41 protein-coding genes and 1 rRNA gene are annotated in these 23,927 nt (G+C 41.3%); 2 read left to right on the top strand and 40 right to left on the bottom strand.

Annotated elements, in window-relative coordinates; all coding sequences use genetic code 11:
• The 3 genes from BW961_RS25895 to BW961_RS25885 all read right to left on the bottom strand — a co-directional run.
• A 16S ribosomal RNA gene (locus tag BW961_RS25895) occupies positions 1–204 on the bottom strand; the annotation flags it as partial.
• A gap of 335 nt (positions 205–539) precedes the next feature.
• On the bottom strand, positions 540–770 hold the full coding sequence (locus BW961_RS25890) for a hypothetical protein (RefSeq protein ID WP_068591214.1): 231 nt from the start codon (positions 768–770) through the stop codon (positions 540–542).
• A 129-nt stretch (positions 771–899) separates the two neighbouring features.
• On the bottom strand, positions 900–1,514 hold the full coding sequence (locus tag BW961_RS25885; RefSeq protein WP_068591213.1) for a stage II sporulation protein M: 615 nt from the start codon (positions 1,512–1,514) through the stop codon (positions 900–902).
• A gap of 165 nt (positions 1,515–1,679) precedes the next feature.
• Here BW961_RS25885 and pdaB point away from each other — a divergent pair, with 165 nt between their 5' ends.
• Positions 1,680–2,492: a polysaccharide deacetylase family sporulation protein PdaB gene (gene pdaB, locus BW961_RS25880; RefSeq protein ID WP_068591211.1), complete on the top strand. Its 813-nt coding sequence runs from the start codon at positions 1,680–1,682 to the stop codon at positions 2,490–2,492.
• Positions 2,493–2,574: 82 nt separating this feature from the next.
• Here the strand turns inward: pdaB and BW961_RS25875 are convergent, their stop codons facing one another.
• On the bottom strand, positions 2,575–3,174 hold the full coding sequence (locus BW961_RS25875) for a KinB-signaling pathway activation protein (RefSeq protein WP_342190562.1): 600 nt from the start codon (positions 3,172–3,174) through the stop codon (positions 2,575–2,577).
• A gap of 117 nt (positions 3,175–3,291) precedes the next feature.
• Here BW961_RS25875 and gerD point away from each other — a divergent pair, with 117 nt between their 5' ends.
• Entirely contained in the window at positions 3,292–3,945 is a 654-nt protein-coding gene (gene gerD / locus BW961_RS25870; protein ID WP_068591206.1) for a spore germination lipoprotein GerD, read from the top strand.
• Between the two features lie 63 nt (positions 3,946–4,008).
• On the opposite strand, the gene BW961_RS25865 is transcribed toward gerD, so the two are convergent.
• From BW961_RS25865 to rplD, 36 genes are all read right to left on the bottom strand, one after another.
• Positions 4,009–5,112: an Mrp/NBP35 family ATP-binding protein gene (locus tag BW961_RS25865; protein ID WP_068591204.1), complete on the bottom strand. Its 1,104-nt coding sequence runs from the start codon at positions 5,110–5,112 to the stop codon at positions 4,009–4,011.
• A 57-nt stretch (positions 5,113–5,169) separates the two neighbouring features.
• Positions 5,170–5,934 carry an N-acetylmuramoyl-L-alanine amidase CwlD gene (cwlD, locus tag BW961_RS25860; RefSeq protein WP_068591202.1) on the bottom strand — a complete coding sequence of 255 codons (765 nt, stop codon included), beginning with the start codon at positions 5,932–5,934 and terminating at the stop codon, positions 5,170–5,172.
• Between the two features lie 69 nt (positions 5,935–6,003).
• Positions 6,004–7,173: a sulfate adenylyltransferase gene (sat, locus tag BW961_RS25855; protein ID WP_068591200.1), complete on the bottom strand. Its 1,170-nt coding sequence runs from the start codon at positions 7,171–7,173 to the stop codon at positions 6,004–6,006.
• Positions 7,174–7,207: 34 nt separating this feature from the next.
• Positions 7,208–7,900, bottom strand: a complete 693-nt coding sequence (locus BW961_RS25850; protein WP_068591197.1) for a phosphoadenylyl-sulfate reductase — start codon at positions 7,898–7,900, stop codon at positions 7,208–7,210.
• A 182-nt stretch (positions 7,901–8,082) separates the two neighbouring features.
• Complete coding sequence (gene rpsI / locus BW961_RS25845; protein ID WP_068591195.1) at positions 8,083–8,475, bottom strand: 30S ribosomal protein S9; 393 nt, start codon at positions 8,473–8,475, stop codon at positions 8,083–8,085.
• 20 nt (positions 8,476–8,495) lie between these two features.
• The gene (rplM, locus tag BW961_RS25840) at positions 8,496–8,933 is read right to left on the bottom strand and encodes a 50S ribosomal protein L13 (protein WP_068591193.1); all 438 of its coding nucleotides are present in this window, start codon (positions 8,931–8,933) and stop codon (positions 8,496–8,498) included.
• Positions 8,934–9,119: 186 nt separating this feature from the next.
• Positions 9,120–9,908, bottom strand: coding sequence for a tRNA pseudouridine(38-40) synthase TruA (truA, locus tag BW961_RS25835; protein WP_068591191.1), 789 nt, complete (start codon positions 9,906–9,908; stop codon positions 9,120–9,122).
• A 228-nt stretch (positions 9,909–10,136) separates the two neighbouring features.
• On the bottom strand, positions 10,137–10,502 hold the full coding sequence (gene rplQ / locus BW961_RS25830; RefSeq protein WP_068591189.1) for a 50S ribosomal protein L17: 366 nt from the start codon (positions 10,500–10,502) through the stop codon (positions 10,137–10,139).
• A gap of 32 nt (positions 10,503–10,534) precedes the next feature.
• On the bottom strand, positions 10,535–11,479 hold the full coding sequence (locus BW961_RS25825; protein ID WP_068591187.1) for a DNA-directed RNA polymerase subunit alpha: 945 nt from the start codon (positions 11,477–11,479) through the stop codon (positions 10,535–10,537).
• Between the two features lie 129 nt (positions 11,480–11,608).
• On the bottom strand, positions 11,609–12,004 hold the full coding sequence (gene rpsK, locus BW961_RS25820) for a 30S ribosomal protein S11 (RefSeq protein WP_068537278.1): 396 nt from the start codon (positions 12,002–12,004) through the stop codon (positions 11,609–11,611).
• A 19-nt stretch (positions 12,005–12,023) separates the two neighbouring features.
• Positions 12,024–12,392 carry a 30S ribosomal protein S13 gene (rpsM, locus tag BW961_RS25815; RefSeq protein WP_068591185.1) on the bottom strand — a complete coding sequence of 123 codons (369 nt, stop codon included), beginning with the start codon at positions 12,390–12,392 and terminating at the stop codon, positions 12,024–12,026.
• Between the two features lie 19 nt (positions 12,393–12,411).
• Positions 12,412–12,525 (bottom strand): 50S ribosomal protein L36, encoded by a 114-nt coding sequence (gene rpmJ / locus BW961_RS25810; protein WP_026688601.1) that lies wholly within the window; start codon positions 12,523–12,525, stop codon positions 12,412–12,414.
• A 179-nt stretch (positions 12,526–12,704) separates the two neighbouring features.
• Positions 12,705–12,920, bottom strand: a complete 216-nt coding sequence (infA, locus tag BW961_RS25805) for a translation initiation factor IF-1 (RefSeq protein WP_068537283.1) — start codon at positions 12,918–12,920, stop codon at positions 12,705–12,707.
• A 2-nt stretch (positions 12,921–12,922) separates the two neighbouring features.
• Positions 12,923–13,231, bottom strand: a complete 309-nt coding sequence (locus BW961_RS25800) for a KOW domain-containing RNA-binding protein (protein WP_068591183.1) — start codon at positions 13,229–13,231, stop codon at positions 12,923–12,925.
• Between the two features lie 10 nt (positions 13,232–13,241).
• Positions 13,242–13,502 (bottom strand): M24 family metallopeptidase, encoded by a 261-nt coding sequence (locus tag BW961_RS25795; RefSeq protein WP_068591181.1) that lies wholly within the window; start codon positions 13,500–13,502, stop codon positions 13,242–13,244.
• 5 nt (positions 13,503–13,507) lie between these two features.
• On the bottom strand, positions 13,508–14,152 hold the full coding sequence (locus BW961_RS25790; RefSeq protein WP_068591179.1) for an adenylate kinase: 645 nt from the start codon (positions 14,150–14,152) through the stop codon (positions 13,508–13,510).
• A 75-nt stretch (positions 14,153–14,227) separates the two neighbouring features.
• Positions 14,228–15,526, bottom strand: a complete 1,299-nt coding sequence (secY, locus tag BW961_RS25785; RefSeq protein ID WP_068591178.1) for a preprotein translocase subunit SecY — start codon at positions 15,524–15,526, stop codon at positions 14,228–14,230.
• Entirely contained in the window at positions 15,526–15,966 is a 441-nt protein-coding gene (gene rplO / locus BW961_RS25780; protein ID WP_068537293.1) for a 50S ribosomal protein L15, read from the bottom strand. Before rplO ends, secY begins: the two co-directional genes overlap by 1 nt.
• A gap of 44 nt (positions 15,967–16,010) precedes the next feature.
• The gene (gene rpmD, locus BW961_RS25775) at positions 16,011–16,199 is read right to left on the bottom strand and encodes a 50S ribosomal protein L30 (protein ID WP_068591176.1); all 189 of its coding nucleotides are present in this window, start codon (positions 16,197–16,199) and stop codon (positions 16,011–16,013) included.
• A gap of 12 nt (positions 16,200–16,211) precedes the next feature.
• On the bottom strand, positions 16,212–16,709 hold the full coding sequence (gene rpsE, locus BW961_RS25770) for a 30S ribosomal protein S5 (protein WP_068537297.1): 498 nt from the start codon (positions 16,707–16,709) through the stop codon (positions 16,212–16,214).
• 27 nt (positions 16,710–16,736) lie between these two features.
• Complete coding sequence (rplR, locus tag BW961_RS25765) at positions 16,737–17,105, bottom strand: 50S ribosomal protein L18 (protein ID WP_076577040.1); 369 nt, start codon at positions 17,103–17,105, stop codon at positions 16,737–16,739.
• Between the two features lie 83 nt (positions 17,106–17,188).
• Positions 17,189–17,731: a 50S ribosomal protein L6 gene (gene rplF, locus BW961_RS25760; RefSeq protein WP_068591174.1), complete on the bottom strand. Its 543-nt coding sequence runs from the start codon at positions 17,729–17,731 to the stop codon at positions 17,189–17,191.
• Between the two features lie 33 nt (positions 17,732–17,764).
• Complete coding sequence (gene rpsH / locus BW961_RS25755) at positions 17,765–18,163, bottom strand: 30S ribosomal protein S8 (protein ID WP_068591172.1); 399 nt, start codon at positions 18,161–18,163, stop codon at positions 17,765–17,767.
• A 32-nt stretch (positions 18,164–18,195) separates the two neighbouring features.
• On the bottom strand, positions 18,196–18,381 hold the full coding sequence (locus BW961_RS25750; protein ID WP_068591169.1) for a type Z 30S ribosomal protein S14: 186 nt from the start codon (positions 18,379–18,381) through the stop codon (positions 18,196–18,198).
• Between the two features lie 47 nt (positions 18,382–18,428).
• A complete protein-coding gene (gene rplE / locus BW961_RS25745; RefSeq protein WP_068591167.1) occupies positions 18,429–18,971 on the bottom strand; it encodes a 50S ribosomal protein L5 in 543 nt (180 codons plus the stop codon).
• 31 nt (positions 18,972–19,002) lie between these two features.
• Complete coding sequence (gene rplX / locus BW961_RS25740) at positions 19,003–19,356, bottom strand: 50S ribosomal protein L24 (protein ID WP_068650939.1); 354 nt, start codon at positions 19,354–19,356, stop codon at positions 19,003–19,005.
• A 53-nt stretch (positions 19,357–19,409) separates the two neighbouring features.
• Positions 19,410–19,778, bottom strand: a complete 369-nt coding sequence (rplN, locus tag BW961_RS25735; protein WP_068591165.1) for a 50S ribosomal protein L14 — start codon at positions 19,776–19,778, stop codon at positions 19,410–19,412.
• Between the two features lie 37 nt (positions 19,779–19,815).
• Entirely contained in the window at positions 19,816–20,082 is a 267-nt protein-coding gene (gene rpsQ / locus BW961_RS25730) for a 30S ribosomal protein S17 (RefSeq protein ID WP_068591163.1), read from the bottom strand.
• Between the two features lie 44 nt (positions 20,083–20,126).
• The gene (gene rpmC / locus BW961_RS25725) at positions 20,127–20,324 is read right to left on the bottom strand and encodes a 50S ribosomal protein L29 (protein ID WP_068537312.1); all 198 of its coding nucleotides are present in this window, start codon (positions 20,322–20,324) and stop codon (positions 20,127–20,129) included.
• A complete protein-coding gene (gene rplP / locus BW961_RS25720) occupies positions 20,314–20,748 on the bottom strand; it encodes a 50S ribosomal protein L16 (RefSeq protein ID WP_068537314.1) in 435 nt (144 codons plus the stop codon). The genes rpmC and rplP overlap by 11 nt, the downstream gene beginning before the upstream one ends.
• A gap of 2 nt (positions 20,749–20,750) precedes the next feature.
• A complete protein-coding gene (gene rpsC, locus BW961_RS25715) occupies positions 20,751–21,416 on the bottom strand; it encodes a 30S ribosomal protein S3 (protein ID WP_068591161.1) in 666 nt (221 codons plus the stop codon).
• 13 nt (positions 21,417–21,429) lie between these two features.
• Entirely contained in the window at positions 21,430–21,762 is a 333-nt protein-coding gene (gene rplV / locus BW961_RS25710; RefSeq protein ID WP_068537318.1) for a 50S ribosomal protein L22, read from the bottom strand.
• A gap of 35 nt (positions 21,763–21,797) precedes the next feature.
• Positions 21,798–22,076 carry a 30S ribosomal protein S19 gene (rpsS, locus tag BW961_RS25705; RefSeq protein WP_068591159.1) on the bottom strand — a complete coding sequence of 93 codons (279 nt, stop codon included), beginning with the start codon at positions 22,074–22,076 and terminating at the stop codon, positions 21,798–21,800.
• A gap of 69 nt (positions 22,077–22,145) precedes the next feature.
• Entirely contained in the window at positions 22,146–22,976 is an 831-nt protein-coding gene (rplB, locus tag BW961_RS25700; protein WP_068591157.1) for a 50S ribosomal protein L2, read from the bottom strand.
• Positions 22,977–23,006: 30 nt separating this feature from the next.
• Complete coding sequence (rplW, locus tag BW961_RS25695; RefSeq protein ID WP_068537324.1) at positions 23,007–23,300, bottom strand: 50S ribosomal protein L23; 294 nt, start codon at positions 23,298–23,300, stop codon at positions 23,007–23,009.
• A complete protein-coding gene (gene rplD, locus BW961_RS25690) occupies positions 23,300–23,923 on the bottom strand; it encodes a 50S ribosomal protein L4 (protein WP_068591155.1) in 624 nt (207 codons plus the stop codon). Before rplD ends, rplW begins: the two co-directional genes overlap by 1 nt.
• Between the last annotated feature and the right edge of the window lie 4 nt (positions 23,924–23,927).

The following is a 23,927-nucleotide window of genomic DNA, read 5'->3' as shown; positions in this document are numbered from 1 at the left end:
CTTCATGAGAAGAAACAAATTATCCGGTATTAGCTACCGTTTCCGGTAGTTATCCCAGTCTTACAGGCAGGTTACCTACGTGTTACTCACCCGTCCGCCGCTAAGTTGTTTTGAAAGCAAGCTTTCAAAACAACTCCGCTCGACTTGCATGTATTAGGCATGCCGCCAGCGTTCGTCCTGAGCCAGGATCAAACTCTCCAAATTGGTATTTAGAAAGAGCGAATGCTCATTTTGAAACAAACTGGCGAGAATTTTCATTCTCTATCAAATGATTTCTCATTTGTTTTGATTTCACTTTCGTGAAATCTACTCACTCGTTGTTCAGTTTTCAAAGACCAATTTTTCCTTTTCGTCGGCACCAGATGTTCTCGGCTACAACTTCTATATCATATCATACTGTTCATCAATTATGCAAGAAGTTTTTTTAAGCGATTTTCAATTCAATTTGCATCGGTTGATCTCGCAACTTCTAAGTCACAAAGGAAGCGAGAATTAATTTATCATATTTGAATCAAGTTCGTCAACACTTTTTTATAATTTTAATGTTTGAATTGGGGAAATCGGTTGTTACGAGCATATTTAGAGAGTTCCTTCGGGGGGGCAAAACGAGCATACATACGAAATACGACTTTATATCTTTTAGCAATAGATTGTTTTATTTCTTGATCTAGTCGTTTATCCCCTAGATCCATTAACATTTCATCAAGTTCTTTACGAAGTACATAATCCAGTTCCTTGCACTCTCTATCATTGAATAGCATACCCAGCATATATTATTGCCTCCTCGATTATGTAACTAACGGATAAATGGCTGGGTTACTCCATGACAATCCGTATAGCTGTTTTACTGTTATGCTCACATTTGGGAAAAAATATGAGCATAACAGTAAAAATTATTCTCACTGCATCAGCCAAAACGTTAATGTACTTTCAATAATGGCCGCAATGAATAGTAATATCACGATCCAAAGTGAGATAGGTCCCACTCTTTTAAAGAAATCACTCCACACTTCTCCAAGATTAGCCCGCTTCTCACGATTCCATTGTCCTATGCTAATCCACACTAAGGTTCCCAATCGAAGTCCAAAAGCACAAGCGATAATAATAGCTGGAATCTCAATAATCCCATGCGGTAGCAAACCCTTCACAATCACATCGAACATATTCTCACCTTGCGCAGACAGATGATGAACCAAATACCCAAGAACCATACCATTGATCATCAAAAAGATAACCGGGAGTATGCCTAGAAAAATGCCGAAGAAAATGATTAATACCGCTTTTATACTATTATTCAAAAATATAAATACAAAAAAGCTCCACTGTGGGCGTTCCGACTCACTTAAATTCTGACTAATCTGACGAATACCCTCAATCTGTTGGTTTACAAACTGCGCTATCGTCTCTGTGCTAAGCCATCCTACTGCTATTCCTATGATAAATATCAATGTCGATACCATCATCGTCTTTTTGATCAAAGAAATGTCTTTTATAAAAGTCGAGAATTTAAACATGACTAACCTCCTAAAAGTTTTGGGACAAAACTAACATCGTAAGCGTAATCCTAAGTTTTGGGACAAAACTTCATCACACGCATACTCATTCAGTAATAACCGCAAAGTACGAGCATACAATTTGAAGTAAACAAGCATTCGTGCATGAGAGGAGCGTTTTATCCAATGAATTCATTTTTTTATGTGTTGAGCTGGAAGAAAATTAAACGATATTTACTAGTTACAGCTGCGGTGGTATTTGCATTTGGAGTCGTGTACATTGAACGCGATCAAATTACAGTATTCTCTGAAGGAGCACCTTCAGCCATTTACAGCGTACCTACAAACAAGAAAGTGATTGCCTTGACTTTCGATATAAGTTGGGGTGATACCCGTCCTGGACCAATCATTAAAATTCTGAATGATAAAAAGGTTCAGAAGTCTACATTCTTTCTCTCCTCGCCATGGAGTAAAAGCCATCCAGACATTGTAAAGGATATCAAGGATAGTGGATTTGAGATTGGTAGTCATGGTCATAAACATGTGAATTACACAACACTAAGTGATGAAGAAATTCGCAAACAAATTTCCACAGCTAATTCTGTATTAAGTGACATGACAGGTAAAGCACCTAACTTGCTCCGATTACCGAACGGTGATTTTGACAAAAGAGTATTGCGAATTGCAGAAAGTATGAATTATAAAGTGATCCAGTGGGACACTGATTCATTAGACTGGAAGAATATTGGGGTACAAAATATCGTTGAACGTGTGGTTAGTAAAGCACACCCTGGTGACATCGTATTGTTGCATGCAAGTGATTCATCTAAACAAACCCATGAAGCACTTCCCCTGATTATTGATCAACTTAGAAATCAAGGATATGAATTCGTAACGGTGTCTGACTTGATCAACCAAACAGATACCAAAGGAACTGATGTCCGTGATCAAGCACTCATTCAAGGGACTATCGAGGACGAAGACCTGAGCGGACTTTAAAGAAGATAATTAAGTAGGATTGATAACCCATTTTACATAAAGGTTTTTAGTCCGTCATTTTAAACAAAAAGAGCTAAATTACTTAGCTCTTTTTGTTTACTACAATACGGTGAAGAATTAAAATTTGAAATGCATTACATGCTAATAAGGGAATCACAATAAGTGCAGTCGCATTGTCTACATTGATTTTGAGTCCACCTACAATTTCTATAATGGTAACCGCAATCAGGAAAAACAATGTTGGTATCCAAGCTGAAACATTCGTCATTCTTGCTTTGAAATACGCCACTATAACCGCCACGATTAAAATAACTCCTCCTAGTACAAAATCAGACCACTTCCCACTCTCCCCACCAACAAACGTACGGAAGAACAATAACTCAAGCAAAGCTAAGACAGTTAAAACCATCTGTATGTACTGCCAACCTCTTTTAGAGAATACGCCATTCCCCATATAATTCAGAATCAGATAAGCAAAGAAACCCAATTGTGAATACACACTGGCCAGCATTCCATATCCAAACAAAATCACGAAGAACGCGACATAATCAGAGAATCCATTGAAGGAAATACCTCCACTTACGATCTGCAATCCGATTCCTGTAATTATGGAGGCCACTGCACCCACTAATAATGTTTCCCAAAATAACTTAAACCATTTTCTTAAAGTCAAAAAATTCACCCCCATAACAACTTATTTTACCAACGTTCTCAATAAAAAACCATTACCCTCCAACATATTTATGAAATTACCTTCACATACTACAAACAGCATCTATGTTAAGGAGGACGAACTAGGGTGAAAATAGCGGATATACGTATCATAGGACTTGTTTGTGTTCTTGTTACTGCTCTTACAGCTTGCGGATCTGAACAAAGCAGCTCATCTTCCCAAATGGGATATAAAGAAATGAAATCAATGGTGGTGGATATCCTAAAAAGCGATGAAGGTAAAAAAGCTGTCGAAGAGGCTATAAACGGAGGAGAATCTGGGGCAATGGGGATGAAGATGTTGTCATCAGCCTCTTCGGAAGAGATCCGAACCGCTGTCAAAGATACCATTACAGCTCCCGAATATGACAAGAAGCTCGAAAAGATCATGACTGACCCCAAGTTCGCTGGTGATTTCGCCAAAGCCATTAGCTCACAAAGTAAAGAGCTACATCAACAATTGATCAAAGATCCAACTTATCAAAAGTCTGTCACTGACATCATGAAGTCCCCTGAGGTCACCAAAATGTTTCTAGATCTTACTAAATCATCTGATTTCCGTAAACAGACGATGACGATTATGACCGAAGCCATGCAAAACCCACTTTTCAAAATGGAAGTCCTGGGATTGCTCAAATCCGTGGTCCAAAGTGAACTAAAACCAAAAGATGAAAAGGAAAAGAAAGATAGTGGTGGCGGTAGCGAAGGAGGAGGGAAGGAATCAGAAGGTGGCGGTGAATAACCAAATAAAAAAAAGCTCCTTAGTTAAGGAGCCTTCTAAAAAATAATTGGATTGACCCCTGGGTCAGTCCTTTTCGCATTTAGCAATTACAGTCGTTGCAATCTCATCATAGATTTTTCCACTTGTTGTATCGAACTTATAGATGGAAGGTGAGAAATCTGGTTCTGATATGTGATTATTCGGAACACCTAGAGGTAATTGAGCGATTAGCTCCGTATGAAGCGTTTCAGCCAATCGTCCTCCTCCACCTCTACCAAACACATAATCGCGATCCCCACAACTGGAGCACTCATAATATGACATATTCTCAACGACACCCAATATCTCATGATTCGTTTGAATAGCCATAGCACCTGCTCTAGCGGCCACAAACGCTGCTGTCGCATGCGGGGTAGTCACAATAATCTCTTTGCACTGAGGCAACATTTGGTGGACATCAAGGGCAACGTCACCCGTCCCAGGAGGTAAGTCAAGGAGTAAGTAATCCAGTTCTCCCCAGCCTACATCACCAAGAAATTGCCGTAACATCTTCCCTAACATAGGCCCACGCCAAATCACTGGGTTATTCTCACGAATAAAGAAACCCATAGACATAACTTTTACCCCAAAGCGTTCTACCGGTAAGATCAACTCATCTTCAACAATAGGTCCTTCTTCTAGTCCCATCATATCTGGAATACTAAAACCGTATATATCAGCATCAATCAGGCCCACACGTTTGCCTTGACGGGCTAATGCAACAGCTAAGTTAACGGTTACCGTTGATTTACCAACGCCTCCCTTACCACTAGCTATAGCAATGAAGTGCACACCCGAATCCTCTTGAATTAGGGCGTGGTCCTCTAATCCAGCCGCATGGCCCTTTTTCAAGACGGCTTCATCTTCTTCTGACAGTTGTTCTCCAAAAGCTAACTTACGATCATAATCCGTAGCTTCACGCAGCCGAATATGAATCTCGTCTGGTCCCAACGTTTCTAACCGATGACGAATCTCTTGTTCGAGGTCATTATGATACGCTTCACTGGTGTCAAGAAATATGGCAGAAAGCGAAATCCGATTATCTCTTATTACAATATCTCGAATAAGCTGCAGATCGATCAAGCTCTTACCGCTTGTTGGTTCATCCATCGACTGTAGAATATCCTGTACTTGCTCTCTTGATATCATGATGGTAGCACCCCTACTTCGTATAATGTCATATATAGCTATTATATCTTACCCATCTCATTCTGACGACACCTTGGACTTCTCTCCCGAAGAGTATCGCAAAATGCCCTTGTAAATGGATGCAGCAACTTTCCGCTGGTATTCCACATCTCTTAATAACATCGCTTCCTCAGCATTCGATAGAAAACCTACTTCCACCAATGCAGCAGGAATTTTGAGCGTACGAAGCAAATACACAGTGTTAACTGTTTTGGCAATACGATCCGTATTCTCCAAATTACGTTTCATTTCATCTTGCATTAAAGTAGCCAAGTTAGCATTGTCGGGATGATTCGGATAATAGAATACTTGAGCTCCTCGCCAGAGATTTGAAGGTATACTATTCATGTGAACACTAAGAAATAAATATGGCTGTTGTTCTTCTATCTTCTTCACACGTTGCTTCAAATCCTCTGATTTACGCTTCGAATATCCCTTAGTATCTGGCGACGCCAGATCATAATCTCCTTCACGCGTCATCTTAACCACAGCTCCAGCCTCTTGCAGGTAATCACGAAGATACAGTGTAATAGCAAGGTTGATATCCTTCTCAATGACACCTTGCCGACTTACTGCTCCCCCATCCACGCCCCCATGACCAGCATCTAGGACAATCACTTTCCCTGCCAAGGGCAAACTCCAGTATTTCGTCGCTCTTTCAGTAGGAACCTCGTATGTAACTATACCTACAAAAACAATCAGTAAACAAACTCCAACTAGTAGCTTTTTGATTGTTCTAAGCCGGATCCATATCGTTATTGCGCCAGACTTAGGCTTGGACATAAAAAAGGCCACCTCCTGTCCTTATAGACTCTTAAACATCTATATGGGTGGAGGTGGACAAATAGTACCTTATAACGTAACTTGCTCTGCCATTCCTTCAATAAGAACCTTGGCAACTTCAGGCCGCGTGAATTCCGGTGGAGGACAAAGTCCCTCACGTAGCAATCCACGAACTTTCGTACCCGATAGAGTCATATGATCCTCACTTCCATGTGGACATGTTTTACTAGAAGCCATATTTCCACATTTCGTACAGAAGAAACTATGTTCAAAAAATAAAGGCGTAATATCTAATTCTTCTGCCGTGAAATTCTTGAATATTTCCTGTGCTTCATACGTACCGTAATAATCTCCTATTCCTGCATGATCTCGTCCCACGATGAAGTGAGTACAACCATAGTTCTTCCTAACAATCGCATGAAAGATAGCTTCACGTGGTCCAGCATATCTCATCGCTGCTGGGAATACGCCAAGAAAGGCACGATCCTCAGGATAATAATTTTTCAAAAGCGTTAAATAACTCTTCATCCGTACATCAGCAGGAACATCATCTGATTTCGTCTCACCTACTAAGGGGTTTAAGAATAAGGCATCCACGATCTCCATTGCACTCTTCTGAATATATTCATGCGCGCGATGAACAGGATTTCTAGTCTGGAATCCAACGACTGTCTTCCAAGCTTTCTCTGCAAACAAACGGCGTGTCTCAGCAGGGTCGTAATAGAATTCTTTGAATTTAGCAGGTTCAGGTCTATTCAAGACTTGAATTGAACCACCCACGTAGGTGTTAGAACGTTCCATCAACTTTTTGACCCCTGGATGTTCAGGATCATTGGTTTTAAATACATTAAGGGCTTCTTCTGCTTGATCTACATTATAGATACTCCCCACAGTGAGCGTACCGTACACGATTCCATCCGAATCACCCACAAGAGCAACTTGTTCACCAAGAGATAGATTTGCCGCTATAGGAGCATCTACAGCCAGTGTAATTGGAATAGACCATACAGTCCCATTCGCAAGTCTCATACTAGAAATAACGGATCGATAATCATCTTCATTCATAAAGCCAGTGAGTGGCGAAAAGGCCCCCACAGCGATGAGATCTAAATCTGAAATGGTCCATGTGTTAATGATGATTTGTTGAAATCCATGAGCAGCTTGTAATAATGCTTCTCTTTCCTCACCCTGTACAAGTCTCTGAATTAATTTGCCACCATGTGGTAATATCGAAGTCATTCATTTCGCTCCTTATATATAATTTATCTAAAAATTACTTATGAAGTCCGCATTCTGTCTTCTCATTACCAGCCCACCGACCTGCACGAGGGTCTTCACCAGGCATAACTGGGCGAGTACAATATTCGCAACCAATACTAGGGTAATTTTGATCATGAAGTGGATTATAAAGTACATCATTACTGCGGATGTAGTTCCACACATCATCCGTCGTCCATGATGCTATAGGATTAAATTTAACAAGCCCGAATTTAGCGTCGTATTCTACTTTCTTTGTATTGGCACGTGTTGGTGCCTGATCACGCCGAATACCCGTTATCCATGCATCATACTGAGACAGGATACGAGTTAGTGGTTCAACCTTCCGTATGTTACAACACTGATTAGCGTCGACAGTCCATAAAGCTTCACCATGTTCCAATGCTTGCTCTTCAGGTGTTAATTTAGGGGATACACGAACAAATTCCAATCCATATTTCTTAGCCATTTGATCTCTTGTCTCATACGTTTCTTTAAAATGAAAATCCGTATCCAAATAAAAAATATCGGTTGATGGACTTATTTTTTGAATCATATCAACAAGTACAACGTCTTCTGCCCCAAAACTGCAGGCAAATGTAATGTTCGGAAAGGTATCGATCGCCCATCTAATGACGTCCTCAGGTAAGGCATCCTCAAACTCTTCTGACTTTTCTCTGATGAGTTGCTCTTTCTCTAACAAATTCATAAATTTGTCTCCCCCAATACATTAAAAATAATAAAGATGAATTCCAACTAATTCAATATGAATTAAACTTATTATAAATATTACCAGTTGAATGTGTCAATATGTATTCGCCCAATCTACTTTATTGTAGTAATAAATAGACAAAAAAAGACCCATTCGTAAGAATGGGTCTTTCAGCAATATTAACGTTTGGAGAACTGAGGAGCACGACGTGCTGCTTTAAGTCCGTATTTCTTACGTTCTTTCATACGTGGATCACGAGTTAAGAATCCTGCTTTCTTAAGAGAACCGCGCATTTCAGGATCTACTTTAAGCAATGCACGAGAAATACCGTGACGAATTGCTCCAGCTTGACCTGATGTTCCACCACCATGAGCAATTACGAGAACATCGTATTTGCCAAGTGTTTCTGTTAAGTTAAGAGGTTGCTTAACAATCAACTTAAGTGTTTCTAGACCGAAATATTCATTAATGTCGCGTTTATTAATGACAATGCGTCCTTCACCCGGTATAAGACGAACACGTGCTACCGAATGTTTACGACGACCTGTCCCATAGTATTGTACTTGTGCCATGAAACTGTCCTCCTTTTAAATTAGCCGCGAAGTTCGTAAACTTCTGGATTTTGTGCTGCGTGTGGATGTTCTGTACCTGCGTAAACTTTAAGTCTAAGCTTCATCTTATCACCCATACGAGTTTTAGGAATCATGCCTTTAACAGCTGCTTCAATAACACGTTCAGGGAAAGTATTCAGCATTTCTTGAGCTGTAGTTACTTTCAAACCACCAGTGTGCTGTGAGTGACGATAGTATTTCTTGTCACTCAACTTTCTTCCTGTCAAATGGATCTTCTCAGCGTTGATTACAACTACAAAGTCGCCAGAGTCAACGTGTGTAGTGAATTGTGGCTTGTGTTTGCCGCGAATAAGAGCAGCAACCTCAGTTGCCAAACGACCTAGCGTTTTACCATCAGCATCGATGATGTGCCAGTTGCGCTCTACTTCATTTGGCTTAGCCATATAGGTGGTACGCATAAAATAGTTCCTCCTTGTTATCGTCCGAAAATCAAACATATTTCATTTATCTTCGTTCATAGTAGTTAGTAAATGTTATCAATTAATTTAAAGCATAATTGTGATCATCTTATTTGGGGCTGTGGGAAAGCCATTAAGAAAACACAATTTTTATTCTACAGTATCCACAAGTAAATCGCAAGAGATTTATAAAGTTTTTTTCATATGATCACTGTAATCCACATCCCAAAGCGTAAGGCCCTTTCCTTCCGCCGTTGGACCAGCTTGTGTCCGATCTAAAGCCGCCATAATGACTGGTATGTCATCAGGAGACTTCTTCCCTTCTCCAACTTCCAGTAATGTTCCCATCATAATACGAACCATGTGCTGTAAAAAGCCACTCCCTGTTACATACGTATGAATAACACCTTGATCTCTGGAAGCTGACCTACACATCGAATCATCCACTTCAATATAAGCGTCAAACAATGTGCGAACATGACATGTCTTCGTAGAATTACGAGAAGCAAATGATGTGAAGTCATGTGTTCCTATGAAGTGCTTTATAGCGCTCTGCATTGCACCGATATCCAATCTCCCATGATGATGAAATTGGGTATTTCGCGCAAACACATCAATAAATTGATTTGCATTTACTGTGTAACGGTATGTTTTACGTTTGGCTGATCGTCGAGCGTGAAAGAGTTCCGGTACTTCTATTGCCTCTCTAACTACGATATCCTCTGGTAGCCTTGTGTTCAGGGCCATTGCCCACCGTTCTACGGGAATAGCAGATAGAGATTGGAAATTGAATACCTGACCGTAGGCGTGAACACCTGCATCTGTCCGCCCTGAAGCTATAATCTTCACCTCATCACCTGTAAGCATCTTAATTGCCTTCTCAAGGTGATCCTGAACCGTTCTGCCATCCGTTTGTGTCTGAAAGCCGTTATAATTCGTTCCCTCGTAACTGACCTTCATACATAAGTTGCGCAAAGTAACATCACCTCATTTAGCAAAGCTTAATCATCAAATAGATCCGATCACCGTAACTTAAACGGTACCCTATTGCTACTTGATTGATAAGCAAAGGTTCTGGAACTTACACTTTCTTATCATTTAAAAAAGAAGCTCCTTTCGGAGCTTCCTCTATTCCGAAATGAAGTGAAAAAAGGGTTAATACAGAATCAACGATTACTGCTTACCCTTTCAACATTTCGATATTTACGCGCGGTCTACTAATTCTAAGTAAACCATTGGCGCAGCATCGCCACGACGAGGTCCTAGTTTTAGGATACGAGTGTATCCACCTGGACGCTCAGAGTAACGAGGTGCCAAATCGGTAAACAATTTTTGAATAGCATCTTGCTCGCCATCCAATGTTTCACGACGTACGAATGCTGCTACTTGACGACGTGCGTGAAGGTCTCCCTTTTTCGCTTTCGTGATCAACTTTTCAGCGATCGAACGAACTTCTTTAGCTTTCGCTTCCGTTGTTTGGATGCGTTCATATAAGAATAGGTCCGTTACCAAGTCACGAAATAATGCTTTACGTGCGCTAGCATCGCGGCCCAACTTTTGGTATGCCATGTTTTTCCCTCCTTCACTAACAATCTTAGAAGCTATTCTTCAGTCCGAAGTCCCAAACCGAGTTCCTCGAGCTTTTCTTGTACTTCCTCCAAAGATTTGCGGCCCAAGTTACGAACCTTCATCATATCTTCTTCGGTCTTAGTTGTAAGTTCTTGTACTGTATTGATACCAGCACGCTTGAGGCAGTTGTAAGAACGGACTGATAGATCGAGCTCTTCGATCGTCATCTCAAGCACTTTTTCTTTTTTGTCTTCTTCTTTTTCGACCATAATTTCAGCATCTTTAGCTTCGTCAGTCAGACCAACGAATAGATTAACATGCTCGGTCAAAATTTTAGCTCCAAGACTAACAGCTTCTTCTGGTCTAACGCTTCCGTCAGTCCAGATTTCCATTGTAAGCTTGTCGTAGTTAGTCACTTGACCAACACGTGTGTTCTCAACGCCATAATTGACGCGTGAGATAGGAGTGTAGATGGAATCAACCGGAATGACGCCGATTGGTTGGTCATCACGTTTATTCTTATCTGCTTGAACATAACCACGTCCACGACTTGCAAAAATACGCATGTGTAGTCTGGAACCAGGACCCAATGTCGCAATGTGGAGGTCAGGATTTAGAATTTCAACATCACTGTCCGCACGGATATCAGCTGCCGTGATAACCCCTTCGCCTTCAGCATCAATCTCGAACACTTTCTCTTCGTCAGAATGAATTTTGAGGGATAGAGCTTTCAAGTTCAGGATAATCTCCGTTACGTCTTCCATTACTCCCGGTACTGTTGTGAATTCATGCAAAACGCCGTCAATCTGAACAGATGTTACGGCTGCACCAGGCAGTGAAGATAGTAAGATTCGGCGAAGTGAATTCCCCAAAGTCTGACCATATCCACGTTCCAGTGGTTCTACTACGAATTTACCATAAGTCCCATTTTCATTGACGTCAATGGTCTCAATTTTCGGCTTTTCGATTTCAATCACGCATGTACCCTCCTTCAAACGTCGCTCCTATATAACAGTCATCTTGTCTAGAGTATCCTGTGGTATACCTAAACAACCATTGTTAGCAAAACGCGCGGGTTTTATACCACATTGTTCTGGTTGACTTAATTAGACACGACGACGTTTTGGTGGGCGGCACCCGTTATGCGGAACTGGAGTTACATCCTTAATTAGGTTGACTTCCAGACCAGCAGCTTGCAAAGAACGAATCGCAGCTTCACGACCAGCTCCAGGACCTTTAACCATAACTTCAACTGATTTCATTCCATGTTCCATAGCTGCTTTAGCTGCTGTTTCAGCGGCCATTTGTGCAGCAAATGGAGTGGACTTACGTGAACCTCTGAATCCTAGTCCGCCTGAACTAGCCCAAGAGATTGCATTACCGTGTGGATCAGTGATCGTTACAATCGTATTGTTGAACGTGGAACGAATATGTGCCACGCCAGATTCAATATTTTTACGATCGCGGCGTTTAGTACGCACGACTTTTTTTGGTTTTGCCATTGTCTTTTATCCCCCCTTATTATTTCTTCTTGTTCGCTACCGTACGACGAGGGCCTTTGCGTGTACGTGCATTCGTCTTAGTACGTTGTCCACGAACCGGCAACCCACGGCGATGACGCACACCACGATAGCAACCAATTTCAACTAGACGTTTAATATTCAAGGAAATTTCACGACGTAGGTCACCTTCAACTTTAACCGTTTTGTCGATCGTTTCACGCAATTTGCTGACTTCATCTTCAGTTAGATCTCTAACGCGAGTTTCTGAACTGATGCCTGTTTCTTGTAAAATTTTCTGGGAAGTCGTTCTACCGATTCCGAAAATGTAAGTCAAGGCGATCTCAACGCGCTTATCACGTGGTAAATCCACTCCAGCTATACGAGCCATTTTACGCTACACCCCCTTCTTAACCTTGTTTTTGTTTATGTTTCGGATTTTCACAAATCACCATTACTGTCCCTTTACGACGAATGACTTTGCATTTTTCGCACATGGGTTTTACAGAAGGTCTTACCTTCATGTTAATTACCTCCTCAAAGTTTTGCGAAGCAAAACTGACTTCGAAAGCATATACCAAGTTTTGCATTGCAAAACTGACATCGAAAGCATTTAGAAAGCTCTAATCAAGAAACTTTCATCGTAAGAATCAGCTCTATTTTGCCGGGCAAAACAGGTTACAGCCAACATCTGTAGATTATATTATTTGCGGTAAGTTATACGACCTTTAGTTAAATCATACGGTGATAACTGTACGACCACTTTGTCTCCTGTCAGAATACGGATAAAGTGCATCCGTAGCTTCCCTGAAACATGACCAAGTATTTGATGACCGTTCTCAAGTTCAACCTTAAACGTTGCATTTGGGAGCAATTCAAGGACCGTACCTTCTACTTCAATTACGTCTTCTTTAGCCACAATTAGTCTCCTTTCTCTTGCGCATGTGATTCGGTTGATTGTCTAGACATCATCACTGCATGACGCAGCTTTCCGTTTGTGACCCGACCGTTTTCCATTAAACTGTTTACAACCTCACTGCTAATATACGACTGGGTTTCCAAATGAAGAAGGTTTTTCTTCTTCGCTTGATCAAACTTACGTTTATCCCCATCCGCAATATAGACGAACTTGTTATCGGCATGGGTGAGGACTACAGCTAACTGTCCGGCATCCTTGCCTCTCAGTATCTTCACAATTTGACCAATAGTCGGTATGGATTGCTTATTCATAAACAATCACCTACCACTTTAGTTTTGTGAGTCCACTGTACTCCGCTCTGATGTCTAACATAACAATGTGGTCTTCGTTTAACTTGCGTATACCGGAGGATCCAGGGACTAAGACCGAAGTGCAAATGCTAGTAAGGAAACCATTGTAGTCCTTATCAGACGGCACTAAAGCTTGACTACGAATGTACGGTTCAGCAAGTTGACGTGTAGTCACAACATGCTCTGCTTCGCTCATAAGCCCACGTTCCGTTTTGGACTTAACTATGATCATTACACCTAACCTCGCAATATTGATACGATTTCAGTTGTAACCGTATCAATTTCCATTTCACCATCGATCTGACGCAATAAACCTTTTTCCTGATAAAAATCTAGGAGAGGTGCTGTTTTGTTGATATATTCGTCAAGTCGTTTACCTACACTCTCTTCGTTATCATCAGAGCGCTGGTAAAGTTCCCCTCCATCTATATCACAAACACCTTCCTGTTTAGACGGGTTAAAGATCACATGATACGAAGATCCACAGTCTTTACAAATACGACGTCCAGTCAAACGCGCCATTAATTTGTCGCGATCAACCTTCAGATTAATAACGTAGTTCAATTGAGTATTCAAATTGGATAATATTTCTTCCAGCGCTTCCGCTTGCGAAAGGGTTCTTGGAAAACCATCCAATAAAAAACCATTTTCGCAATCGGACTGCTGTAGACGTTCACCCACAATACCAATGGTTACATCATCCGGTACAAGTAAGCCCTGATCCATATATTCTTTGGCCTTAACTCCAATCGGTGTTTCCTGTTTAATCGCCAGACGAAATGCATCGCCAGTAGATATATGAGGAATACCAAATTCGTTAACAATGGCCGCCGCTTGTGTTCCTTTACCTGCCCCAGGAGGTCCCATGAAAAGAATGTTCACGATTATCACTCCCCCAAGAATTCCTATTGCAAGAAATGCAGGTGCCAGGAAGTTTTGACAACTTCACCGGACCTTTTATTTATTAATGAAACCTTTGTAATGACGTTTGATCAATTGACCTTCGATTTGCTTCATAGTGTCCAGCGCTACACCGATAACGATGAGAAGTGCTGTACCTCCGATTTGCACGGATTTAGGCAAACCAGCCAATGTACCTAAGAAGATCGGTAATAACGATATAGCAGCTAGGAATATGGCACCAGTCATTGTCAAACGAGACATAACACGAGTCATATATTTCTCAGTTGCTTTACCAGGACGAATCCCAGGAATGTATCCACCGTTTTTCTTCATATTTTCAGCCATTTGCTGAGGATTCATCTGTACAAAAGTATAGAAGAATGTAAATCCAATAATCATGATAACATACAAAACCATACCAAGTGGCTGATCATGACTCAGGTTTTTTACAACCCATTTAGCCCATGTGTGTGTGTTGAAAAAGTTAGCAATGATCACTGGGAATTGAAGCAATGATATGGCGAAAATGACTGGAATTACGCCCGCAGCATTGATCTTAAGCGGTATATGCGTATTTTGTCCTCCATACATTTTGTTTCCAACGACACGTTTTGCATATTGTACTGGAATCTTACGAATCGCTTGTTGGATGTATATAACACCGATAACAATCAGTACAACGACTACAAATAGAAGGATCGTCTTCAACGTATTCATAAACGCTTGATTATCTTGGATGAAGGAAGACTGAGCCGTTGTACGAATATAGGTTGGAATGTTCGCTACGATACCAGCAAAGATCAGCATCGATATCCCATTTCCAATACCTCTTTCCGTAATTTGCTCACCTAACCACATCAGGAAGGCAGTACCCGCCGTCAAGACAATAGCAATCAGAACATATTTAGCAAAGGTTGCATTAGGAATCATAACAGTGCCATACATACGGTTAAACCCGACAGACATAGCAAATGCTTGAATTATACCTAATACGATTGTACCATATCGCGTCAACTGTGCTGATTTCTTCTTTCCGTGTTCGCCTTGTTTGGCCCACTCGGAAAGCTTTGGTATAACATCCATCGAAAGTAATTGCACTATAATGGATGCCGTAATATAAGGCGTAATCCCGAGGGCGAATATTGAGAAATGCATTAATGCGCCACCCGAGAACGTATTGAGAAGACCAAACAAATCTGCACCTGCATTGTTAGTATTCGATAGTACCGATTTATCAACACCAGGTACTGGAACAAAGCTACCGATACGATAAATGAATAGTATGAATAGAGTGAACACGATTCTTTTGCGTAGATCCTCAATGTGCCAAATATTTTTGATCGTCTTAAACATTAGATCACCTCGGTTTTACCGCCGGCAGCCTCTATTTTCTCCACCGCAGATTGAGAAAACTTATTCGCTTTGACAGACAGCTTAACTGTTACTTCGCCGTTGCCAAGAATCTTGATTCCGCTTTTAGCATTTTTCACGATTCCGTTTTCGAACAAAAATTCTGGTGTTACTTCTGTATCTGCTGCGAAGTTGTTAAGATCTTCGATGTTCACGATCGCATATTCTTTACGCGTAGGGTTAGTAAACCCGCGTTTAGGTAAGCGACGATACAACGGGTTTTGTCCACCTTCGAAACCAGGGCGAACTCCACCGCCGGAACGAGAGTTTTGACCTTTATGGCCACGACCTGATGTTTTACCTGTACCACTACTAGTACCGCGTCCAACACGTTTGCGTTCTTTACGGGAACCAGGGGCAGAGGAAAGCTCATGTAATTTCATCGTTCGTTGCACCTCCTTAAGATTTGTAGGTTAATCTTTTTAGATTAACCTTCGATTTCTGTTACTGATACTAAATGGGACACTTTATTGATCATTCCGCGAATCGCAGGATTGTCGTTATGAACAACAGTTTTGTTGATTTTTTTCAAACCAAGTGTGTTGACAGTCGCACGCTGATCACCAGGACGACCAATCAAACTACGAACTAGGGTAATTTCAAGTTGTTTTGTCATGACATTCACTCCTTAACCGAGCAATTCTTCGACGGATTTGCCGCGTAATTTCGCAACATCCTCAGCGCGTTTTAGACGGGACAAGCCCTCTAAAGTTGCGTTGACCATATTCATGGAGTTCGAAGAACCCAGAGATTTTGTCAAGATATCACCCACACCAGCAAGTTCAAGTACTGCACGTACAGGACCGCCAGCGATAACTCCAGTACCTTCTGATGCTGGTTTCATAAAGACGCGACCAGCTCCGAATTTACCTGTTACAGTGTGAGGAATTGATGTTCCAACAAGTGGAACATGAATTAGATTTTTCTTAGCATCTTCAATACCTTTGCGAATCGCATCAGGTACTTCGCCTGCTTTACCGATACCGGCGCCAACATAACCTTTGCCATCGCCGACAACTACCAACGCGCTAAAGCTAAAACGGCGTCCGCCTTTTACAACTTTTGCTACGCGGTTAATATTTACAACTCTTTCAGTCAGTTCTAAAGTATTCGGATCTACACGCAAGTCGTTAACCTCCTTTTTAAAAATATCTTAGAATTCTAAGCCTGCTTCGCGAGCTGCATCTGCAAGTGCTTGAATTCGTCCGTGATATAAGTAGCCTCCGCGGTCAAATACAACCGAAGCATAGCCCTTATCTTTTGCACGTTTAGCAACCAATTCGCCAACTTTACGAGCTGACTCTACGTTAGCGCCATTAGTAATTCCTTCACTCAATTCTTTATCAACAGTTGATGCTGCTACCAATGTAACACCAGCAACGTCATCAATCAATTGAGCATAGATATGTTTGGAAGAACGGAAAACGTTAAGACGTGGACGTTCAACGGTTCCAGTAATTTTCTTACGAACACGAAGATGTCTTCTTACACGTGCCTTGTTCTTATCTTCTTTATTAATCATGACTTCCATTTCACTCCTTTCAGTTTACCTTCAAAGCATCACGTTAAGACGCACATGGTAACTCAGGAATAAGAAAAAATAACTTATTTTTTCTTACCTGCTTTACCTTCCTTACGGATAATGCGTTCACCTTCATACTTAATTCCTTTACCTTTATAAGGTTCAGGCTCACGTACCGAACGGATTTTAGCAGCATAAGCTCCTACGCGTTCTTTATCGATCCCTTTAACAGTGATCTTTGTATTTACAGGTACTTCAAACTCAATACCTGGTTCTGGAGCAATTTCAACTGGATGTGAGTAACCTACGTTTAGAACGATTTTATCTCCGGATTTGCTTGCGCGATATCCGACCCCAACCAATTCTAGGTTCTTAGAGAAACCTACAGTTACACCACTAACCATATTGCTGACAACGCTGCGGGTTGTTCCGTGAAGAGAACGATGCAGTTTATTGTCAGAAGGACGTTCAACAAGAATTTCATTATTATCAACTGTTACCTTCATGTCTTTATGAAGTTCACGAGTCAAAGTTCCTTTAGGTCCTTTAACAGTAATAACAGCGTTATTCAAAGTGATTTCTACATCACTTGGTACTGCGATTGGTTTGCGACCAATACGAGACATATATGTTGCACCTCCTTGTCTTGTGACATTATATTACCAAACGTAGCAGACAACTTCTCCGCCAGATTTAGATTGACGAGCTTCTTTATCGGTCATAACTCCCTTTGAAGTGGAGACAATCGCGATACCTAGACCGCCGAGTACACGAGGAACTTCGTTGCTCTTCGTATACACGCGAAGGCCTGGTTTACTAATTCTCTTCAAACCTGTGATAACACGTTCGTTGTTTTGTCCATATTTCAAGAAAATACGGATAATCCCTTGTTTGTTATCAGCGACAACTTCTGCGTCACGGATGAATCCTTCACGCTTCAAAATATCAGCGATTTGTTTTTTCATCGTAGATGCAGGCATTTCAACCGTTTCGTGACGTACTGTATTAGCGTTACGAATACGAGTAAGCATATCTGCAATTGGATCAGACATAGTCATGTGTGTAAACCTCCTTCCCGTTTATGGACTTCTTACCAGCTTGCTTTTTTCACGCCAGGAATCTGGCCCGCATGAGCTAATTCACGGAAACAAATTCTGCAAATTTTAAACTTCTGCAGTACTGAATGTGGACGACCACAACGTTCGCAACGAGTATAACCACGTACTTTAAACTTAGGCGTACGTTGTTGTTTTACTATCATCGAAGTTTTTGCCACTTAGACTGACACCTCCTAATAATTTTCGGAGAAATGGATTTGCGGAATTACTTTGCAAAAGGCATTCCCATTTGAGTGAGAAGCTCGCGCGACTCTTCATCAGTATTGGCTGTCGTTACAATAACGATATCCATACCACGTACTTTATCTACCTTGTCATATTCAATCTCAGGGAAAATCAACTGTTCCTTGAGTCCAAGCGTGTAGTTACCACGGCCGTCAAAGGCTTTATTGGATACACCATGGAAATCACGAACACGAGCAAGAGTAATGTTAAACAATTTGTCCAAGAAATAATACATGCGTTCTCCACGTAACGTTACTTTCACACCGATTGGCATGTTTTCACGTAATTTGAATCCAGCGATGGATTTCTTAGCACGAGTGATAATTGGCTTTTGACCAGTGATCAATTGCATATCATTTACAGCCGCATCAAGTACTTTAGAGTTAGAAACTGCTTCACCAACACCCATGTTGATAACAACCTTCTCAATCTTAGGTACTTGCATAACTGTTGTATAATTAAACTTCTGCATCAAAGCAGGTGTAATTTCGTTCAAGTAACGATCTTTTATTCTTACTGCCATGAATCACAAACCTCCTTTCATCAATATTCGATTAGTCGATAACTTCTCCGGATTTTTTCGCTACGCGAACCTTTTGTCCGTTATCCAATACTTTGTATCCGATACGAGTTACGCTTCCGCTCTTTGGATCGATATGCATCACGTTAGAAACGTGAATTGCAGCTTCTTGCTCAATGATACCGCCTTGCGGGTTAGATTGGTTAGGTTTTTGATGTTTCTTCATCATGTTTACACCTTCAACCAAGACCCGGTTTTGACGAGGATAAGAAGCAATGATACGACCTTTTTTACCTTTGTCTTTCCCGCTGATTACCATGACTACATCGTCTTTTTTGACATGCAATTTATGGCTGTGGGATTCCAGAACTTTTTTCACTTTTGGCATTTGTTACACCTCCTGCGGCTTGCTATTCCTTGCAAGTTTAAGGTTACTTAGATTTAGATAACTTCCGGTGCCAAGGAAACGATTTTCATGAAGTCTCTGTCGCGAAGTTCGCGAGCAACAGGTCCGAAAATACGAGTTCCACGTGGGCTCTTATCATCTTTAACGACAACTGCTGCATTTTCATCAAAAGCGATATACGAACCGTCTTTACGACGAACAGTACGTTTAGTACGAACTACTACAGCTCTTACTACATCACCCTTTTTGACAACGCCGCCTGGTGTTGCTGCTTTAACAGCACATACGATCATATCACCAATTGCTGCTGTACGACGACCTGTTCCTCCTAAAACGCGGATACACATAAGTTCCTTCGCTCCGGAGTTGTCAGCTACATGCAAACGAGTAAATGGTTGAATCATTTATATTTCCTCCTTTCGAACAAAACGTATAAAGGATTTAGATGATAATCGCTTTTTCCACGATTTCGACTAATCTCCAGCGTTTATCCTTAGATAGTGGACGGGTCTCCATAACTTTAACTACATCCCCGATTTTAGCATCGTTGTTTTCATCATGCGCCTTAAACTTCTTAGTGTGTTTAATGCTCTTGTGATACAAGTTATGCTTTTTATGAGATTCAACAGCAATAACAATAGTTTTATCCATTTTATCGCTGACTACTTTACCCACTTGTACTTTACGTGCATTACGTTCCTCGCTCATTGTAAGCCTCCTTCCTGAATATAGACGACGTTAGTCCGATTCAATTAACTAATTCCAAGTAGTCTTTCATGGATAATAGTTTTAGCACGAGCTATTTCTTTACGAACATCACGAATCCGAGTCGGGTTGTCAAGCTGACCAGTAGCCAGTTGAAAACGGAGGTTAAAGAGTTCTTCTTTAAATCCGGATACTTTCTGTTCTATCTCAGCAGAGGTTAGGTTACGAAGTTCACTAGCTTTCATTTGCTTCACCACCCACTTCTTCACGTTTGATAAACTTAGTTTTGATTGGCAATTTATGAGAAGCAAGACGCATCGCTTCACGAGCGATTTCTTCAGGCACTCCACCAAGTTCAAACATAATCTTACCAGGTTTTACAACAGCAACCCATTTTTCCACGTTACCTTTACCACTACCCATACGTACTTCTAGAGGCTTCTGTGTGATTGGCTTATCCGGGAAAATTTTAATCCATACTTTACCACCACGTTTGATGTAACGCGTCATAGCGATACGCGCAGCTTCAATCTGGCGGTTAGTAATCCATGATGGTTCTAGTGCTACAAGACCGAATTCTCCGAAGTTCAATTCAGTTCCGCCTTTAGCTTGACCTCTCATGTGTCCGCGTTGTTGTTTGCGGTGTTTTACACGTTTTGGTACCAACATGATTAGTTGCCTCCTTCCTGCGCAGCCTGTTTCTTAGCCGTAGGAAGAACCTCTCCACGATAGATCCATACTTTCACTCCGATTAGACCGAAAGTAGTAGCTGCTTCAGCTGTACCGTAGTCAATATCAGCACGAAGTGTATGAAGTGGAACAGTTCCTTCACTGTAGCCTTCTGAACGAGCAATCTCAGCACCGCCAAGACGTCCGCCTACTTGTGTTTTAATCCCTTTTGCACCAGAGCGCATAGTTCTTTGCATTGCTTGTTTCAAAGCACGACGGAAGGAAACACGACGTTCCAATTGTTGTGCAATGCTTTCAGCTACAAGAATAGCATCTAGTTCAGGGTGTTTAATTTCAGAAATGTTAATGTGAACTTTCTTACCAAGAGAAATCTTAGCAATTTGAGTACGAAGTACTTCTACTTCAGCACCACCCTTACCGATTACCATTCCTGGTTTAGCTGTATGAATAGTAACATTCACACGACCAGCTGCGCGCTCAATTTCAATATGAGAAACAGCTGAATCTTTTAATTTATTTTTAACGTATTCGCGAATTTTAATGTCTTCGATTAAAAGAGTACCGAACTCTTTACCGGCAAACCATTTAGATTCCCAATCACGAATAATGCCTACACGTAGTCCTATTGGATTTACTTTTTGGCCCACTCGTTATCCCTCCTTATTTCTCAGATACCACCAAAGAAATGTGGCTAGTACGCTTGTTAATCTTGCTAGCGCGTCCCATCGCACGAGGACGGAAACGTTTCATCGTCGGTCCTTGGTTGACATAAACTTCACTAACAAACAATTTGTTAACATCTAGTGAATAGTTGTGTTCAGCATTTGCGATCGCTGAGTTCAACAACTTTTCCACAACCGGGGAAGCGGCTTTCGGAGTGTGACGAAGAATTGCGATTGCAGCGCCAACTTCTTTACCACGAATCAAGTCAATTACTAGTTGAACTTTACGGGAAGAAATCCGAATAGATTTAGCATGTGCTTTTGCTTCCATTGTGTTACCTCCTCTCAGACAAAGAGCTTAAAATATTATCTTCTTGTTTTCTTATCATCATCCGAATGACTTCTGTAAGTACGTGTTGGAGAAAACTCGCCCAATTTGTGTCCTACCATATCTTCCGTTACGTATACTGGAACGTGCTTACGTCCATCATACACGCCAAATGTAAGTCCGATGAACTGTGGGAAAATAGTGGAACGACGAGACCAAGTCTTAATAACAGCCTTTTTCTCAGATGCGTTCATATCATCAACTTTTTTCAACAGGTAACCATCAATGAAAGGTCCCTTTTTTAAACTGCGACTCATATATGAATCCTCCCTTCATCAAATCTTCTCGTTACTTTCGGCACTTCACAAAGTTATGCACAGTGTGCATTATTTTGTGCGGCGGCGAACGATATATTTGTCAGAAGCTTTACCTTTTTTACGCGTTTTGTAACCAAGGGTTGGTTTACCCCATGGAGACAATGGAGATTTACGTCCGATTGGAGCGCGTCCTTCACCACCACCGTGTGGGTGATCGTTCGGGTTCATTACTACTCCGCGTACTTCTGGGCGACGTCCCATCCAACGGCTACGTCCTGCTTTACCGATCTTGATTAACTCGTGATCAGCATTGCCGACAGCACCGATTGTAGCGCGACAAACTTTCAACAATTTACGAACTTCACCAGAAGACAAACGTACGGATACGTATTTTTCTTCTTTACCAAGAAGTTGAGCTTCAGTACCAGCTGCGCGTACTAATTGTCCACCTTTACCTGGTTGCAATTCGATATTGTGGATAACTGTACCTACTGGAATGTTTTCCATAGGAAGCGTGTTACCAACTTTGATATCGGATGCTGGTCCTGATTCGATTTGATCTCCAACTTTTAGACCTTGAGGAGCGATAATATAACGTTTCTCTCCGTCTGCATAGTGGATCAAAGCAATATTGGAAGTACGGTTCGGATCGTATTCAATCGTAGCAACGCGACCTGGTATGCCGTCTTTAGTCCGTTTGAAGTCAATAATACGGTATTTACGTTTGTGTCCGCCGCCATGGTGACGAACTGTAATTTTACCTTGGTTATTACGTCCCGCATGTTTGAAAAGGGGAGACAACAAGGATTTTTCCGGTTCGTTTGTAGTGATTTCTTCAAACGTGGACACAGACATGTGTCTTCTAGCCGGGGAAGTAGGTTTATACTTTTTAATTGGCACAGAGTTTTCCTCCTTACTTTAGCGATTTTACTACTCTACTGCTTCAAAAAATTCAAGCGGCTTGCTATCTTTGCTAAGCGATACGATAGCTTTCTTCCATTCCGATGTATAACCGGAATATTTACCGTAACGTTTAGGTTTTTGCGGTACACGCATTGTATTAACATTTGTTACTTTAACTTTGAATATAGCTTCAATAGCTTGTTTAATTTCGGTTTTATTGGCACGGATGTCCACTTCAAAAGCATATTTCATATCGCTCATAAATTCGGACGTACGTTCCGTAATAACCGGACGTTTGATCACATCGCGAGGATCCTTCATTACGCGAACACCTCCTCTACCTTCTGAACTGCTTCCTTCGTAATGATCAACTTGTCGTACAATAGTACGTCAAGGACATTAATGCCGTCTGCTGCTACAAATTTCACACCAGGAATGTTACGAGCAGACATAGCTACTGTATCATCATAACTAGGTGTAACAATTAGAGCTTTACGATCGACTTTTAAGTTACTTAATATCGCTGCAAATTCTTTCGTTTTTGGCGAATTCAACGTCAATGCATCTAGAACGATAATGTTATTATCCAATACTTTAGATGACAATGCGGATTTAATTGCCAAACGACGAACCTTCTTAGGCAGTTTGAATGTATAACTGCGTGGTGTTGGTCCGAATACTACGCCGCCGCCTTTCCATTGTGGCGAACGAATTGAACCTTGACGAGCGCGACCTGTACCTTTTTGTTTCCAAGGTTTACGTCCGCCACCGCGAACTTCAGAACGTCCTTTAACTTTGTGAGTACCACGACGTAAAGAAGCTCTTTGTAATAAGACAGCTTGGTTCATAACATGTACATGCGGTTCAATACCGAATACAGTGTCACTCAATTCCACTTCTCCTACTTCAGCTCCACCTACATTAAAAAGCACTACTTTGGGCATTGTT

It is taken from the genome of Paenibacillus macquariensis (assembly GCF_900156375.1).
Lineage (GTDB): Bacteria > Bacillota > Bacilli > Paenibacillales > Paenibacillaceae > Paenibacillus_AQ > Paenibacillus_AQ macquariensis.
The sequence above is the reverse complement of the archived record's forward strand: the minus strand, read 5'-3'. Positions and strand labels throughout refer to the sequence as shown.

Excerpts from the sequence above, each read along its gene's own strand:
- BW961_RS25890 (WP_068591214.1), bottom strand. The coding sequence starts at position 770 with ATGCTGGGTATGCTATTCAATGATAGAGAGTGCAAGGAACTGGATTAT.
- BW961_RS25885 (WP_068591213.1), bottom strand. The coding sequence starts at position 1,514 with ATGTTTAAATTCTCGACTTTTATAAAAGACATTTCTTTGATCAAAAAG.
- pdaB (WP_068591211.1), top strand. The coding sequence starts at position 1,680 with ATGAATTCATTTTTTTATGTGTTGAGCTGGAAGAAAATTAAACGATAT.
- BW961_RS25865 (WP_068591204.1), bottom strand. The coding sequence starts at position 5,112 with ATGATATCAAGAGAGCAAGTACAGGATATTCTACAGTCGATGGATGAA.
- cwlD (WP_068591202.1), bottom strand. The coding sequence starts at position 5,934 with ATGTCCAAGCCTAAGTCTGGCGCAATAACGATATGGATCCGGCTTAGA.
- sat (WP_068591200.1), bottom strand. The coding sequence starts at position 7,173 with ATGACTTCGATATTACCACATGGTGGCAAATTAATTCAGAGACTTGTA.
- BW961_RS25850 (WP_068591197.1), bottom strand. The coding sequence starts at position 7,900 with ATGAATTTGTTAGAGAAAGAGCAACTCATCAGAGAAAAGTCAGAAGAG.
- rpsI (WP_068591195.1), bottom strand. The coding sequence starts at position 8,475 with ATGGCACAAGTACAATACTATGGGACAGGTCGTCGTAAACATTCGGTA.
- rplM (WP_068591193.1), bottom strand. The coding sequence starts at position 8,933 with ATGCGTACCACCTATATGGCTAAGCCAAATGAAGTAGAGCGCAACTGG.
- rplQ (WP_068591189.1), bottom strand. The coding sequence starts at position 10,502 with ATGGCATACCAAAAGTTGGGCCGCGATGCTAGCGCACGTAAAGCATTA.
- rpsK (WP_068537278.1), bottom strand. The coding sequence starts at position 12,004 with ATGGCAAAACCAAAAAAAGTCGTGCGTACTAAACGCCGCGATCGTAAA.
- rpsM (WP_068591185.1), bottom strand. The coding sequence starts at position 12,392 with ATGGCTCGTATAGCTGGAGTGGATTTACCACGTGATAAGCGCGTTGAG.
- rpmJ (WP_026688601.1), bottom strand. The coding sequence starts at position 12,525 with ATGAAGGTAAGACCTTCTGTAAAACCCATGTGCGAAAAATGCAAAGTC.
- BW961_RS25800 (WP_068591183.1), bottom strand. The coding sequence starts at position 13,231 with ATGAATAAGCAATCCATACCGACTATTGGTCAAATTGTGAAGATACTG.
- BW961_RS25795 (WP_068591181.1), bottom strand. The coding sequence starts at position 13,502 with ATGATCATAGTTAAGTCCAAAACGGAACGTGGGCTTATGAGCGAAGCA.
- secY (WP_068591178.1), bottom strand. The coding sequence starts at position 15,526 with ATGTTTAAGACGATCAAAAATATTTGGCACATTGAGGATCTACGCAAA.
- rplO (WP_068537293.1), bottom strand. The coding sequence starts at position 15,966 with ATGAAATTACATGAGCTTTCCTCTGCCCCTGGTTCCCGTAAAGAACGC.
- rpmD (WP_068591176.1), bottom strand. The coding sequence starts at position 16,199 with ATGACAAAACAACTTGAAATTACCCTAGTTCGTAGTTTGATTGGTCGT.
- rplR (WP_076577040.1), bottom strand. The coding sequence starts at position 17,105 with ATGATTAATAAAGAAGATAAGAACAAGGCACGTGTAAGAAGACATCTT.
- rplF (WP_068591174.1), bottom strand. The coding sequence starts at position 17,731 with ATGTCTCGTATTGGTCGCAAACCAATCGCAGTACCAAGTGATGTAGAA.
- rpsH (WP_068591172.1), bottom strand. The coding sequence starts at position 18,163 with ATGACTATGTCTGATCCAATTGCAGATATGCTTACTCGTATTCGTAAC.
- rplE (WP_068591167.1), bottom strand. The coding sequence starts at position 18,971 with ATGGCAGTAAGAATAAAAGATCGTTACTTGAACGAAATTACACCTGCT.
- rplX (WP_068650939.1), bottom strand. The coding sequence starts at position 19,356 with ATGCCAAAAGTGAAAAAAGTTCTGGAATCCCACAGCCATAAATTGCAT.
- rplN (WP_068591165.1), bottom strand. The coding sequence starts at position 19,778 with ATGATTCAACCATTTACTCGTTTGCATGTAGCTGACAACTCCGGAGCG.
- rpsQ (WP_068591163.1), bottom strand. The coding sequence starts at position 20,082 with ATGAGCGAGGAACGTAATGCACGTAAAGTACAAGTGGGTAAAGTAGTC.
- rpmC (WP_068537312.1), bottom strand. The coding sequence starts at position 20,324 with ATGAAAGCTAGTGAACTTCGTAACCTAACCTCTGCTGAGATAGAACAG.
- rplP (WP_068537314.1), bottom strand. The coding sequence starts at position 20,748 with ATGTTGGTACCAAAACGTGTAAAACACCGCAAACAACAACGCGGACAC.
- rplV (WP_068537318.1), bottom strand. The coding sequence starts at position 21,762 with ATGGAAGCAAAAGCACATGCTAAATCTATTCGGATTTCTTCCCGTAAA.
- rpsS (WP_068591159.1), bottom strand. The coding sequence starts at position 22,076 with ATGAGTCGCAGTTTAAAAAAGGGACCTTTCATTGATGGTTACCTGTTG.
- rplW (WP_068537324.1), bottom strand. The coding sequence starts at position 23,300 with ATGAAGGATCCTCGCGATGTGATCAAACGTCCGGTTATTACGGAACGT.
- rplD (WP_068591155.1), bottom strand. The coding sequence starts at position 23,923 with ATGCCCAAAGTAGTGCTTTTTAATGTAGGTGGAGCTGAAGTAGGAGAA.